The 12,873-nt window shown below is 72.2% G+C and carries 11 protein-coding genes; 6 read left to right on the top strand and 5 right to left on the bottom strand.

Features of this window, described 5'->3' with window-relative positions:
* Window positions 1-57: 57 nt before the first annotated feature.
* Window positions 58-1,236 carry a polyamine ABC transporter substrate-binding protein gene (locus ACSHWO_RS10070; RefSeq protein ID WP_438311272.1) on the bottom strand — a complete coding sequence of 393 codons (1,179 nt, stop codon included), beginning with the start codon at window positions 1,234-1,236 and terminating at the stop codon, window positions 58-60.
* 127 nt (window positions 1,237-1,363) lie between these two features.
* Window positions 1,364-2,803, bottom strand: coding sequence for a gamma-aminobutyraldehyde dehydrogenase (locus ACSHWO_RS10075; RefSeq protein WP_385843118.1), 1,440 nt, complete (start codon window positions 2,801-2,803; stop codon window positions 1,364-1,366).
* Between the two features lie 170 nt (window positions 2,804-2,973).
* Between ACSHWO_RS10075 and ACSHWO_RS10080 the strand changes: the two genes are divergently transcribed.
* The 6 genes from ACSHWO_RS10080 to ACSHWO_RS10105 all read left to right on the top strand — a co-directional run bounded on the left by ACSHWO_RS10080 (window position 2,974) and on the right by ACSHWO_RS10105 (window position 8,837).
* Window positions 2,974-3,477 carry an Lrp/AsnC family transcriptional regulator gene (locus ACSHWO_RS10080; protein ID WP_125543691.1) on the top strand — a complete coding sequence of 168 codons (504 nt, stop codon included), beginning with the start codon at window positions 2,974-2,976 and terminating at the stop codon, window positions 3,475-3,477.
* 2 nt (window positions 3,478-3,479) lie between these two features.
* Entirely contained in the window at window positions 3,480-4,841 is a 1,362-nt protein-coding gene (locus tag ACSHWO_RS10085; RefSeq protein WP_385843126.1) for an aspartate aminotransferase family protein, read from the top strand.
* A 159-nt stretch (window positions 4,842-5,000) separates the two neighbouring features.
* The gene (locus ACSHWO_RS10090; protein WP_438311276.1) at window positions 5,001-5,765 is read left to right on the top strand and encodes an ABC transporter ATP-binding protein; all 765 of its coding nucleotides are present in this window, start codon (window positions 5,001-5,003) and stop codon (window positions 5,763-5,765) included.
* Window positions 5,747-6,823, top strand: coding sequence for a hypothetical protein (locus tag ACSHWO_RS10095; RefSeq protein WP_438311279.1), 1,077 nt, complete (start codon window positions 5,747-5,749; stop codon window positions 6,821-6,823). Before ACSHWO_RS10090 ends, ACSHWO_RS10095 begins: the two co-directional genes overlap by 19 nt.
* Before the next feature lie 116 nt (window positions 6,824-6,939).
* The gene (locus ACSHWO_RS10100) at window positions 6,940-7,863 is read left to right on the top strand and encodes a hypothetical protein (protein WP_438311282.1); all 924 of its coding nucleotides are present in this window, start codon (window positions 6,940-6,942) and stop codon (window positions 7,861-7,863) included.
* Window positions 7,864-7,910: 47 nt separating this feature from the next.
* A complete protein-coding gene (locus ACSHWO_RS10105) occupies window positions 7,911-8,837 on the top strand; it encodes a DMT family transporter (protein WP_438311284.1) in 927 nt (308 codons plus the stop codon).
* On the opposite strand, the gene ACSHWO_RS10110 is transcribed toward ACSHWO_RS10105, so the two are convergent.
* Genes ACSHWO_RS10110 through ACSHWO_RS10120 form a run of 3 tightly spaced genes read right to left on the bottom strand, consistent with a single transcriptional unit; the run spans window position 8,800 to window position 12,637 of the window.
* Window positions 8,800-9,873 carry an ABC transporter ATP-binding protein gene (locus ACSHWO_RS10110; protein ID WP_404242045.1) on the bottom strand — a complete coding sequence of 358 codons (1,074 nt, stop codon included), beginning with the start codon at window positions 9,871-9,873 and terminating at the stop codon, window positions 8,800-8,802. The genes ACSHWO_RS10105 and ACSHWO_RS10110 overlap by 38 nt on opposite strands.
* Window positions 9,873-11,558 carry an ABC transporter permease gene (locus tag ACSHWO_RS10115; protein ID WP_438311288.1) on the bottom strand — a complete coding sequence of 562 codons (1,686 nt, stop codon included), beginning with the start codon at window positions 11,556-11,558 and terminating at the stop codon, window positions 9,873-9,875. The genes ACSHWO_RS10110 and ACSHWO_RS10115 overlap by 1 nt, the downstream gene beginning before the upstream one ends.
* Complete coding sequence (locus ACSHWO_RS10120) at window positions 11,534-12,637, bottom strand: thiamine ABC transporter substrate-binding protein (RefSeq protein ID WP_438311290.1); 1,104 nt, start codon at window positions 12,635-12,637, stop codon at window positions 11,534-11,536. The genes ACSHWO_RS10115 and ACSHWO_RS10120 overlap by 25 nt, the downstream gene beginning before the upstream one ends.
* Window positions 12,638-12,873: the final 236 nt, after the last annotated feature.

Consider the following 12,873-nt stretch of genomic DNA (forward strand, 5'->3'; position numbering starts at 1 on the left):
CCCGGAGTTGAACACGTTCAGCAGATTTCCTGAACGTGTTCACTTCCGTGGTGATGATCACAGCCCGGCGATGGCGTTCCAGCGGCGGGCGAAGGAGCGGCGCTCGGCGGTGGTGACGGCACGGGCCACGGCCAGGCGCCGCCGCATGCCCTCGTCGGGGAACATCAGCGGGTTCTCGGCCAGCTCCGCCGTCTCCTTGTCCTGTGAGGCGGCCAGCACCTCGCGGGCGGCCGGCACGGGGCAGACGTAGTTGACGAAGGCGGCGAGCTCGGCGGCCACCTCCGGGTCGTAGTAGTAGTCCACGAGGGCCTCGGCATTGGCCTTGTGCCGGGCCAGGTTGGGTATGAGCATGCTCTCCGACCACAGCTCGCCGCCCTCCTCGGGGACCACGAACTCGATGTCGGGGTTGTCGGCCTTGAGCTGGATGGCGTCGCCCGAGTAGGCCTGGCAGGCCAGCACGTCGCCCTTGGCGAGGTCGGAGGTGTAGTCGTTGCCGGTGAAGCGGCGGATGTGCTTCTTGCGCACGAGCTCCTCGACCTGGTCGCACATCCGGTGGAAGTCGGCCTCGGTCCACCGGGTGACGTCCACGCCATTGCCCTGCATCAGCAGGGCGAAGGACTCGTCGAGGCCGGAAAAGAGGGTGACCCGGCCCGCCAGGTCCGGGTGCCACAGGTCCTTGACGGACCTGACCTCCCGACCGAGGGCCTTGCGGTTGTAGGCGATGCCGGTGATCCCCGACTGCCAGGGGACGGTGTGCAGGCGCCCCTCGTCGAAGCCGGGCGAGCGCAGCTGCGGGTCGAGGTGCGCGGCCACGTTCGGCTGCGCGGCGCGGTCCATCTTCTGGACCCAGCCCAGCTCGACGTACCGGGTGGCCATCCAGTCGGTGATCACCACCAGGTCGCGGCCGGTGTCCTGGTGGTTCATCAGGGCGGGGCTGAGCTTGCCGAAAAACTCGTCGTTGTCGTTGATCTCCTCGCTGTAGGAGACCTCGATGCCGGTCTTCCGCGTGAAGGCCTCCAGGGTGGGGCGGCGCTCCTCGTCCTCCTCGTCGGTGTCGATGTACAGCGGCCAGTTGGAGAAGGTGAGGCTCCGGTCCCGCCCCGAGCGGTCCGGACCTCCCCGCCGGTCCTCGGGGACGTACGCGGACGGCACGCCGCAGCCGGCGAGGGCCGCGAGGAGGCCGGCGGCACCGAGTCCGCGCAGCGCCGTGCGGCGGGAGAAGGCGAGTTCAGGCATGGACAGGAGCCTCGGGGGACGTGACGGGGGCGGGCAATGGACACATTGTCCACTGCCCGCCCCTTGATCCAACTCAGGCGGCCCTTGCGCGCACCCGGCCGGACCGCGCCCCGCCGCCTCCGGGCGATCAGCCGTCGAGCGAGGTCATCACGTGCTTGATGCGGGTGTAGTCCTCGAAGCCGTACGCGGACAGGTCCTTGCCGTAGCCGGACTTCTTGAAGCCGCCGTGCGGCATCTCGGCGACCAGCGGGATGTGGGTGTTGATCCACACGCAGCCGAAGTCGAGCTTCTTGGACATGCGCATCGCCCGGCCGTGGTCCTTGGTCCACACCGAGGAGGCGAGGGCGAACTCGACGCCGTTCGCGTACTCCACGGCCTGCGCCTCGTCCGTGAAGGACTGGACGGTGATGACGGGGCCGAAGACCTCGTTCTGGACGATCTCGTCGTCCTGCTTGAGGCCGGAGACGACGGTCGGGGCGTAGAAGTAGCCCTTGTCGCCGACCCGGTGGCCGCCCGCCTCGACCTTGGCGTGCGCCGGGAGGCGGTCGATGAAGCCCGCGACCTGGCTCAGCTGGTTGGGGTTGTTCAGCGGGCCGTAGAGCACGTCCTCGTCGTCCGGCTGGCCGGTCTTGGTGTCCGCGGCGGCCTTGGCGAGTGCGGCCACGAACTCGTCGTGGATGGACTCGTGCACGAGGACGCGGGTGGCGGCGGTGCAGTCCTGGCCGGCGTTGAAGTAGCCGGCGACGGCGATGTCCTCGACGGCCTTGGCGATGTCGGCGTCCTCGAAGACCACGACCGGGGCCTTGCCACCGAGCTCCAGGTGGACGCGCTTGACGTCCTTCGAGGCGCTCTCGGCGACCTGCATGCCGGCGCGGACGGAGCCGGTGATGGAGGCCATCGCCGGGGTGGAGTGCTCGACCATGGCCTTGCCGGTCTCGCGGTCGCCGCAGACGACGTTGAAGACGCCCTTGGGCAGGATCGAGTCGATGATCTCCGCCATCAGGACGGTGGAGGCGGGGGTGGTGTCCGAGGGCTTGAGCACCACGGTGTTGCCCGCGGCGATGGCCGGGGCGAACTTCCACACGGCCATCATCATCGGGTAGTTCCACGGCGCGACCTGGGCGCAGACGCCGACCGGCTCACGGCGGATGATCGAGGTCATCCCGTCCATGTACTCGCCCGCGGAGCGGCCCTCCAGCAGTCGGGCCGCACCGGCGAAGAAGCGGATCTGGTCCACCATCGGGGGCAGCTCCTCGCTGGCCGTGAGGCCCAGCGGCTTGCCCGTGTTCTCGGACTCGGCGGCGACCAGCTCGTCCGCGCGCGCCTCGAAGGCGTCGGCGATCTTGAGCAGGGCCTTCTGCCGCTCGGAGGGGGTGGTGTCGCGCCAGCCCGGGAAGGCGGCAGCGGCGGCGGCCATGGCCGCGTCCACGTCGGCCTGGCCGGAGAGCGGCGCCGTGGCGTACACCTCGCCCGTGGCGGGGTTGACCACGTCGGTGGTCCGCCCGTCGGCGGCGTCCTTGAACTCCCCGCCGATGTAGTTGCGCAGACGACGCAGTTCGGTGGTCACTACAGCCACACTCCTGATCACATGTCCAATGATTGAGACGCTTCCCCAAGCCTAGCTGCTGGGCGGACGCTTTCGACAGGGCCAGACACGGCCACCTACGAAATCAGTGAGATCCACATCCGAAGACAACGGATTTCATTGAATCCGTCTTGCGGAACAGACGACTCCTCGTGCAGAGTGAGGTCGTGGTCAGTCGAAGCGCAGATTCCAGGAACAGGCAGCCGTCCCCTTCGGTCGATGCTGTGTCGCTCGCGATCATCGAGCAACTGCAGGAGGACGGCCGTCGGCCGTACGCGGCGATCGGCAAGGCCGTGGGCCTGTCCGAGGCGGCCGTGCGCCAGCGCGTGCAGAAACTGCTCGACCAGGGCGTCATGCAGATCGTCGCCGTCACCGACCCGCTCACCGTGGGCCTGCGTCGCCAGGCCATGGTCGGCATCAACGTCGAGGGCGACGTCGACCCGGTGGCCGATGCGCTGACCCAGATGGCCGAGTGCGAGTACGTGGTGATGACCGCGGGCTCGTTCGACCTGATGGTGGAGATCGTCTGCGAGGACGACGACCACCTGCTGGAAACGATCAACAAGAAGATCCGCGCGCTCCCCGGCGTGCGATCCACCGAAAGCTTCGTCTACCTGAAGCTGAAGAAGCAGACCTACATGTGGGGAACCCGATAACCGTGACCCAGGACCTGTCCAAGACCGCGTACGACCACCTGTGGATGCACTTCACCCGCATGTCCTCGTACGAGAACACCCCCGTCCCCACCATCGTCCGCGGTGAGGGCACCTACATCTACGACGACAAGGGCAAGCGCTACCTCGACGGTCTCGCCGGACTGTTCGTGGTCAACGCCGGTCACGGCCGCAAGGAGCTCGCCGAGGTCGCGTACAGGCAGGCGCAGGAGCTCGCGTTCTTCCCGGTGTGGTCCTACGCCCACCCGAAGGCCGTCGAACTGGCCGAGCGCCTCGCCGGCTACGCGCCGGGCGACCTGAACAAGGTCTTCTTCACCACCGGCGGCGGCGAGGCCGTCGAGACCGCCTGGAAGCTGGCCAAGCAGTACTACAAGCTCAAGGGCAAGCCGACCAAGTACAAGGTCATCTCGCGTGCGGTCGCCTACCACGGCACCCCGCAGGGCGCCCTGTCCATCACCGGCCTGCCGGCCCTGAAGGCCCCCTTCGAGCCGCTGGTGCCCGGTGCGCACAAGGTGCCGAACACCAACATCTACCGCGCCCCGATCCACGGCGACGACCCGGAGGCCTTCGGCCGCTGGTGCGCCGACCAGATCGAGCAGCAGATCCTCTTCGAGGGCGCCGACACCGTCGCCGCCGTCTTCCTGGAGCCGGTACAGAACGCCGGCGGCTGCTTCCCGCCGCCGCCCGGGTACTTCCAGCGCGTCCGCGAGATCTGCGACACCTACGACGTGCTCCTCGTCTCCGACGAGACGATCTGCGCCTTCGGCCGCCTCGGCACGATGTTCGCCTGCGACAAGTTCGACTACGTACCGGACATGATCACCTGCGCCAAGGGCATGACCTCGGGCTACTCCCCGATCGGCGCCTGCATCGTCTCGGACCGCGTGGCCGAGCCCTTCTACAAGGGCAGCAACACGTTCCTGCACGGCTACACCTTCGGCGGGCACCCGGTGTCCTCCGCGGTGGCCCTCGCCAACCTCGACATCTTCGACAAGGAGGGCCTCAACCAGCACGTGCTGGACAACGAGTCCGCCTTCCTGAAGACGCTGCAGAAGCTGCACGACCTGCCGATCGTCGGCGACGTCCGCGGAAACGGCTACTTCTACGGCATCGAGCTCGTCAAGGACAAGGTCACCAAGGAGTCCTTCACGGACGAGGAGACCGAGCGCGTGCTCTACGGCTTCCTCTCCAAGGCCCTCTTCGAGAACGGCCTGTACTGCCGGGCCGACGACCGCGGCGACCCGGTCGTGCAGCTGGCCCCGCCGCTGATCGCGGACCAGGGCACCTTCGACGAGATCGAGGGGATCCTGCGCTCGGTGCTCACCGAGGCGTGGACCAAGCTGTAAATAGGCCGAACACATGGCCCGGATACCCCGTTCGAGTGGGAACGAGGGGGTCCGGGCCGTGTGCTGTCGGCTTTCGGGACGTCCATCTCCTTACATCTCAGTGCGGGCGCCAGTGACCGAAGCGGCTCCGCTTCGTTCCCCCGGACGGAGGTGTACGCCATGGTGGCTCCACCGGACGACGATGTGCTCTGGGCACGGTCCGTCCACTACTCCCACAACGTTTCACCCGGCATCGTCGGGGTCTCGGTCGGCGTCCGCCTGGGCGAGGTCCTCGCCGTGACCGGCCCGCGCGGCAGCGGCAAGACCACCCTGCTGCGCTGCCTCAACGGTCAGCTCGTCCCCCGCGAGGGCGAGGTCTGGTTCAACAGCGTGCCCGTCCACACCCTCGGTGCCCTCGGCCGCGAGCGGCTGCGCCGCGACCGGTTCGGCTGGATCGGCCCCGAACCGGACCTGCTGCCCGAGCTCACCGCCTGGGAGAACGCCGCCCTCCCCCTGCTCGTCGCCGGCGTCGCGCACCGCACCGCGAAACGGGCCGCCCACGCCTGGCTGGACCGGCTCGACATGGGCGGCTCCGCCCGCAGACGCCCCCGCACCCTGGACCGCGCCGAAGCCCAGCGCGTCGCCCTGGCCCGGGCCCTGATCAGCGAGCCCGCCGTGATCTTCGCCGACGAGCCCACCGCGCCGCTGCCCCGCGCAGAGGGCGCCCTGCTCCTGCGCACCCTGACCGCCGCCGCCCGCTCACACGAGATCACCGTGGTGCTGGCCACCCACGACGAGGGCACCGCAGCCGTGGCCGACCGCCGGTTCGCCCTCCTCGACGGCCGCCCCGCCGCCATGGCCGCCGGCCTGTCCGGCCCGGCCGGCCCGGCCGGCCCGGCCGGCGACACCCCGGAGGAGCAGGCCGCGTGCTCGCTCTCCGCCTAGCCCGCGGCTCCCGGCCACTCGTGCAGCTGCGCCGTCTGCTGGTCGCGGCGGCCGCCGCCGGGACCGGCTTCCTCCTGCTGTACGTGCTCGCCGAAGCCGTCGCCCGGCCCGCCGGATCGTTCCCTCGCCTGCTGTGGGCGCTGGTCCCGCTCGCCGCCACCGTCCACCTCGCGGTCGCCGTCGCCCGGACCGACCCCGCCACCCGGCCCCGCGCCGGAATGGACGCCGTCGGGCTGGGCCCCGTACGCCTCTGCCTCGTCGCCGCCGTCTCCACCGCCGTCTCCTGCACCCTGGGCAGCGCCCTGGCCCTCGCCGCCTTCCTCCACCTGCGCGGCGACCTCGGCGGACTCCCCCTCGACGGGGCCGGCGCCCGACTGCTGCACGCAGACCGGCCGCTGCCCGTCGCCGCCGCCCTCACCCTGCTGGCCCTCGTCCCGCTGACCGCCGCGGCCGCCACCGCCCTCGTCCTGCGCCGCGCGCACACCCCGCCCTCCCCGCAGGCCGGCCTGCCCTGGGGCGTCGCCCTCACCGCATGCGGACTCGCCGTCGAGGGCTACGCCGGCCGCACCGGGGCCGTGCTGCCCGCCGGCTGGGTCCTCACCGCCCTCGGGCTCGCCCTCGCCGGCCCCGGACTGGCCTACGCCTGCGGCACCCTGGTCCAGGCGGCCCGCCCGGGCGCGCTCCGGCTGCTCGCCGGCCGGGCCCTGCAGGAGGAGGCGCCCCGCATCGGCCGCCCGCTCGGCGTGCTCTGCGCGGTCGGGGCGGCCGCCCTCAGCACCGCCGCCCTGCCCGGCGGGGGCGGACCCGGCGCACCGCTCGGCCCGCTGACGGCCCCGGCCTGCGCCCTCGTGGCCCTGTGCGCGGCCGCGACCCTGCTCACCGCAGTCGTCGAGGTCCGCCAGAGCCGCTCCGCCGCCCGCGCCGCCCTGCTCGGCCTCGGCACCCCCGGCACCGTCCTGCGGACGGCCGCCACCGTCCGGGCCGGCGCGCTGCTCACCGTGTGCGTACCCGTCAGCTGGGGCGTGGCCCAGCTGACTTCGCTCGCCCTGACCCGCTGATTGCCGCAACAAGCCGGGCCCGGGAGGCAACTTCCGGGCCCGTTCTCACGTCTGGCAGTCGTACCCGCACAAGCGGTACTTACGGCACAACCTGTCACACGTGAACGGAGCCACCGGTGCTCATAGGCCTGCTGACCGCGATAGCGGCGTCCATCTGCTACGGCACGGGATCCGTCCTGCAAGCCGTCGGATCGCGCCGGGCCGCCCGGGCGAACCCGGCCGCCGCCGGGGTGACCGCCCACGGCGGCCCCAATCTGTCGTCCACCGCGAAGGCCGCGATGACCTGGGAATTCATCGTCGGCACCATCCTGGACTTCGCGGGCTTCGGCCTGGGCGCGCTCGCCGCCCGCCTGCTCCCCCTCTTCCTGTCCCAGACGGTCATCAGCGCCAACCTGGTGATCACGGCGGTGCTGAGCGTGCGGATGCTGGGCCTGCGGCTCACCCGCAAGGAGTGGATGTCCATCGGCGTCGTGTGCACGGCGCTGGTGCTGCTGGCCACGGCCGCCGGCCACGAGGGCGGCCACCACGCCCCCATGGCCACCCACTGGTGGCTGTTCGCCGTGACCGCGCTGATCATCGTGGGCGGCACCGTGGCCGTACGCCTGCTGGGCGGGCGGGCGGCGATCCTCGCGGGCCTGCTGTCCGGCCTCGCCTTCGGCGCGCTCGGCGTCGGCGTACGCATCCTGAACGGCATCGACCCCTTCGACCCGGCCGCCCTGCTCGGCGACCCGGCGCTCTACGCCATCGTGCTGGCCGGCGCCGGCGGCATGTACCTGCACACCGTGGCCCTGCAGATCGGCTCGGTGAACGGGGCGACCGCCGCGCTGGTGGTCGGCGAGACCGTGCTGCCCGGGGCGATCGGCGTGCTGTGGCTCGGCGACGCGTCCCGGCCGGGCCTGGCCTGGCTGGCCGTACTCGGCTTCGTCCTCGCGGTGGCCGGCGCCGTGGCCGTGGCCTGGTACGGCAACCACGACGGGGCCGACGCCCCGGAGCCGGGCCGGGAGCCGGAGCCGGAACGGGAGCCGGCACAGCTGCGCTAGCGCCGTAACGCCCGGCGGGGTCCCGCGCGGTCCCCTACGGTGGGGGGATGGACCACCGCCGCGACCGGGTGGCCACGGCGGCGTTCGCGGCCGGCGCCGTCCTCGCCGGGGCCAACGCCGTCGGGGTCAGGTTCTGCCTGCGGGAGCTCGACCCACTGTGGAGCGCCGCCCTGCGGTTCGGTGCCGCGGCGCTGGTGCTGGCCTGCGTGATGGCCCTCCTCCGGATTCCCCGCCCGCGGGGGCGGGCCCTGGCCGGGGCGGCCCTGTACGGGCTGCTCAACTTCGGCGTCACGTTCGCCCTCCTTTACCACGCCCTCGTGCACATCCACGCAGGGCTCGTGCAGACGCTCCTCGCGCTCGTCCCGCTGGCCACCCTGCTGCTCGCCGTCGCACAGCGGCAGGAGCGGCTGCGCGCCACGGCGGCCCTGGGCACGCTGTGCGCCGGGGCCGGGGTCGCGGTCGTCTCCCGGGCCCCGCTCCAGGGCTCGGTGCCGCCCCTGGCCCTGCTCGCCACACTCGGGGGTGTGCTGTCGCTGGCCGAGGCCGCGGTACTGGTGCAGCGGCTGCCGGCGGTGCACCCGGTGGCCATGAACGCGGTGGGCATGGGGACCGGTGCGGTCGCCCTGTTCGCCGGGTCGGCCGCCGCGGGCGACCACTGGGCGGCGCCGGAACGCCCCGCGACCTGGTGGGCACTGGCGTACCTGGTCGTGGCGGGTTCCGTGCTGACCTTCGTGTGCTATCTGCTCGTGATCCAGCACTGGGGCGCGGCCCGGGCGGCGTACACGTTCGTCATGGCCCCCGTCGTCGCGATCCTCGCCTCGGCCCGGCTGGACGGCGAGCCGCTGACCCCCTCGCTGCTGCTGGGCACGCCGATCGTCCTCGCCGGCGTGTACCTCGGCGCGCTGCGCCGGCCCCGCCCGGCTCCCGAAGCCCCGGTCAGGCCTCCGGAAGGACGACCACCTCGCTCGGCGTGAACGCCACCGCGACCCGGTCCCCCACGGCCGGGGCGGCGGCCAGCCCGCACTCGGCCTCCAGGTCCGGACCGGCGCCGGGACGCAGCCGCAGCGCCACGTGCGTGCCGCGGAAGGTCCGGGACAGCACCTCGCAGCCGAGGCCGGCCGCCGCGAGCACCACGCCCGCCGGGCGGACCAGCACCCGCTGCTCGCCCTCCGGGGAGCCCTCCGGCACCGGGACCCCGCCCCACGCGGTCGCGGCGACGCGGCCCGACACCGTGGCCGGGACGACGTTCTCGAAGCCGAGGAACCGCGCCACGAACTCGGAGGCCGGTCGCTGCCACACCTCCAGCGGGGTCCCGGCCTGCGCGATGCGGCCCTCGCCCATCACCACGACCCGGTCGGCCAGGGCGAAGGCCTCGCCCTGGTCGTGGGTGACGGCCAGCACGGTGGTGCCCAGCCGGGAGAACAGCCCGCGCAGCTCCACCACGAGGCGCTCGCGCAGTCCGCGGTCCAGCTGGCCCAGCGGCTCGTCCAGCATGAGCAGCCGCGGCGACGGGGCCAGCGCCCGGGCCAGGGCGACCCGTTGCTGCTCGCCGCCCGACAGGGAGGACACCGGGCGCTGCCCGGCCCCGGGCAGCCCGACCAGTTCGAGCAGTTCCGCGACCCGGTCCTGAGCGGGGCCGCGGGATCCGCGGCGCAGACCCGGCAGCCGCAGACCCGGCAGGCGCAGACCGGCCGCGGCGTCCTGCATGCGCAGGCCGAACGCCACGTTCTCGCCGACGTCGCGGTGCGGGAACAGCTGGTGGTCCTGGAACATCAGCCCTACCCCCCGCCGGTGCACGGGCACCCGCGCCTGGTCGGCGCCGCCCAGCAGGACCCGGCCGGCCGAGACGGGCTGGAGCCCGGCGACGACCCGCAGCAGTGTGGACTTGCCGCTGCCGCTCGGCCCGAGGACGCACACGATCTCGTGCTCGGCGACGCGGAGGTCCACCCGGTCGACGACGGCACGCTCGCCGAAGCGGACCGAGACCCCGGCCAGTTCGAGCAACGTCATCAGAACTCTCCCGAGGTCTTGTCGGGGCGCAGCCGCTCCAGCACCAGCAGGGCGGCCGCGCACACCAGCATCAGAATCGTGCTCAGGGCCATCGCCTGCCCGTAGTTCAGCTCCCCGGCCCGGCCCAGCAGCCGGGCCACGGCCACCGGCAGCGTCGGCCGGTCGGGCCGCGCGATGAAGACGGTGGCACCGAACTCCCCGAGGGACACGGCGAAGGCGAACCCGGCCGCGATCAGCAGGGCCCGCCGCACCAGCGGCAGGTCCACCTCCCGCCAGGCCCGCAGCGGGGACGCGCCCAGCACGGCGGCCGCCTCCCGGAGCCGGGTGTCCACGGCCCGCAGCACCGGCAGCATGGTCCGTACGACGAAGGGCACGCCGACCAGCGCCTGCGCCAGCGGTACCAGGATCCAGGAGGTCCGCAGGTCCAGCGGCGGCTCGTCCAGGGTGATCAGGAACCCGAAGCCCACGGTCACCGCGGACACCCCGAGGGGCAGCATCAGCAGGGCGTCGAAGCCGCGGACGAAGGGGCCCGCCCGCCGGGTCAGCGCGGCGGCAGCGAGCCCGCCGACCAGGAGGGCGATGGCGGTGGCGGCCAGGGCGTACTGGAGGGAGTTCCAGACGGCCTCCAGCGGCGGCACCAGAAACGTTCCGCCGCCCGAGCCCGCGCTCTGCAACGCCCGGTAGAAGCCCAGCCCGTACCCGCCCGGGGCGTCGAAGGACCGCTCCACGAGCACGCCCAGCGGCAGCACGATCAGCAGCGCCACCGTCAACAGCACCCCGCCCAGCAGGGCGCGCTGCCCGAACCCGTGCGGCCGGTGCGCGGTCCGCGCCGGGTCCACCAGCCGCAGCGCGGTCTCGCGCCGGCGCACGGTCCAGGCGTGCACGGCGAGGATCAGGGCGACGGCGGCGAACTGGACCATCGTCAGGACGGCGGCCGTGGACAGGTCCAGCAGCTGCGCGGTCTGCCGGTAGACCTCCACCTCCAGCGTGGCGTACGAGGGCCCGCCGAGGATCTGCACGACGCCGAACGAGGTGAAGGTGAACAGGAAGACCATGAGGGCGGCGGCGGCCACCGCCGGGACCAGCGCGGGCAGCGTCACCCGCCGCCACGCGGCGAACCGCCCGGCGCCCAGCACCCGGGCGGCCTCCTCCTGGCGGGGGTCGAGCTGCGCCCACAGCCCGCCGACGGTGCGGACGACCACGGCGTAGTTGAAGAAGACGTGCGCGAGGAGGATCGCCCACACGGTGGTGTCCAGCCGGACCCCCCACAGCTCCTCCAGCAGCCCGCCCCGCCCGACCAGCGCCAGGAAGGCGGTGCCGACGACGACGGTGGGCAGCACGAAGGGGACGGTGACCACGGCCCGCAGCAGCTGCTTGCCGGGGAACTGCAGCCGGGCGAAGACGTACGCGGCCGGCAGCGCGACCAGCAGGGTCAGCACCGTGGAGGCGAGCGCCTGCCAGGCGGTGAACCAGAGCACCCCGGCGATGTCGGGCCGGGTCAGCACCTCGCCGATGCGGCCGGACTGCCAGCCGGTGTCGGTCCTGATGCCGCGGCCGACGATGGCGGTGACGGGGTAGGCGAAGAACAGTGCGAAGAAGGCCAGCGGTACGGCCATCAGGGCCAGCCTGACGGCCGCACCGCGCCCTTTCCCGCCCGCGGCTACTTCACGACGAGCGAGGACCATGTCTTGACCCACTGCTCACGGTTCTTGGCGATGGTCTCGGGAGCCACGGTCTCGGGCTTCTCCACGACCACGCCGTGCTTCGTGAACAGCTCCGGCAGCGCGGCGTCCTTGACCACCGGGTTCACGAACATCTGGAGCGGCATGTCCTCCTGGAACTTCTTGCCGATCATGAAGTCGATCAGCGCCTTGCCGCCCTCCTCGTTCTTCGCGCCCTTGAGCAGGCCGGCGAACTCGACCTGGCGGAAGCAGGTACCGGTGGCCACACCCGTGGGGGCCTCGGCCGGCTGCGGCTCGCCGTACAGCACCTCGACCGGCGGGCTGGAGGCGTAGGAGACCACCAGTGGGCGGTCGGCCTTGGCCTTCTTGCCGCCCGCGGAGCCGGAGAAGCGCTCGTTGTACGCCTGCTCCCAGCCGTCGACGACCTCGACGCCGTTGGCCTTGAGCTTGCTCCAGTAGTCCTTCCAGCCGTCCTCGCCGTACTTGCCGACGGTGGCCAGCAGGAAGCCCAGGCCCGGGGAGGAGGTGGCCGCGTTCTCGGTGACCAGCAGGTTCTTGTACTCGGGCTTGAGCAGGTCGTCCAGGGTCTGCGGCGGGGCGATCCCCTTGTCGGCGAAGTAGGCCTTGTCGTAGTTGACGCAGACGTCGCCGGAGTCGACCGGGGTGACCCGGTGCTGCTTGTCGAGGACGTACTCGGGCTTGACCCCGGCCAGGCCCTTGGCCTCGTACGGGGTGAAGATGCCGTTGTCGAGGGCGCGCGAGAGGAGCGTGTTGTCGACGCCGAAGAACACGTCGCCGCGCGGGGAGCCCTTGGTGAGGATCTCCTGGTTGAGCGCGGCGCCCGCGTCCCCGGACTTGAGGACCTTGACGGTGTAGCCGCTCTGCTGCTCGAACTCCTTCAGGACCGACTCGGTCACGTTGAAGGAGTCGTGGGAGACGAGCGTGACCGTCTTGGACTTCGGCGCCCCGCTGGGGGTGCCCTCGGCCTCGCCCTTGCCGCCGTCGCCGCCGCAGGCGCTGAGCGTGGTGACGCCCAGGGCGGCCGCGAGCGCGACGCCCGCGATCTTCTTGGTGGTGCTCACTGGTGAATTCCTCCTGGGATGACCAGGAGAAGACGCGGCCCTGCCCCGGCGCTCTGTCGGAGCGGGCGCCGGGGCAGGGCGCAACAGCTTGAGTGGTGACCGAACTTCCTACCCCGAATGACCGGGGCGAGGTTCAGAGGGTCTGCGGCTGACGGTGCCGCACTCTCAGCGCTGTGGCGCTCCCCTGTCGGAATATGCAATTGGTTCGGCCACAGGGTACCCCGCGGCCGAAACGG

The sequence above is a fragment of the Streptomyces pallidus (ex Mingjun et al. 2026) genome (genome assembly GCF_051550185.1).
Taxonomy (GTDB): domain Bacteria; phylum Actinomycetota; class Actinomycetes; order Streptomycetales; family Streptomycetaceae; genus Streptomyces.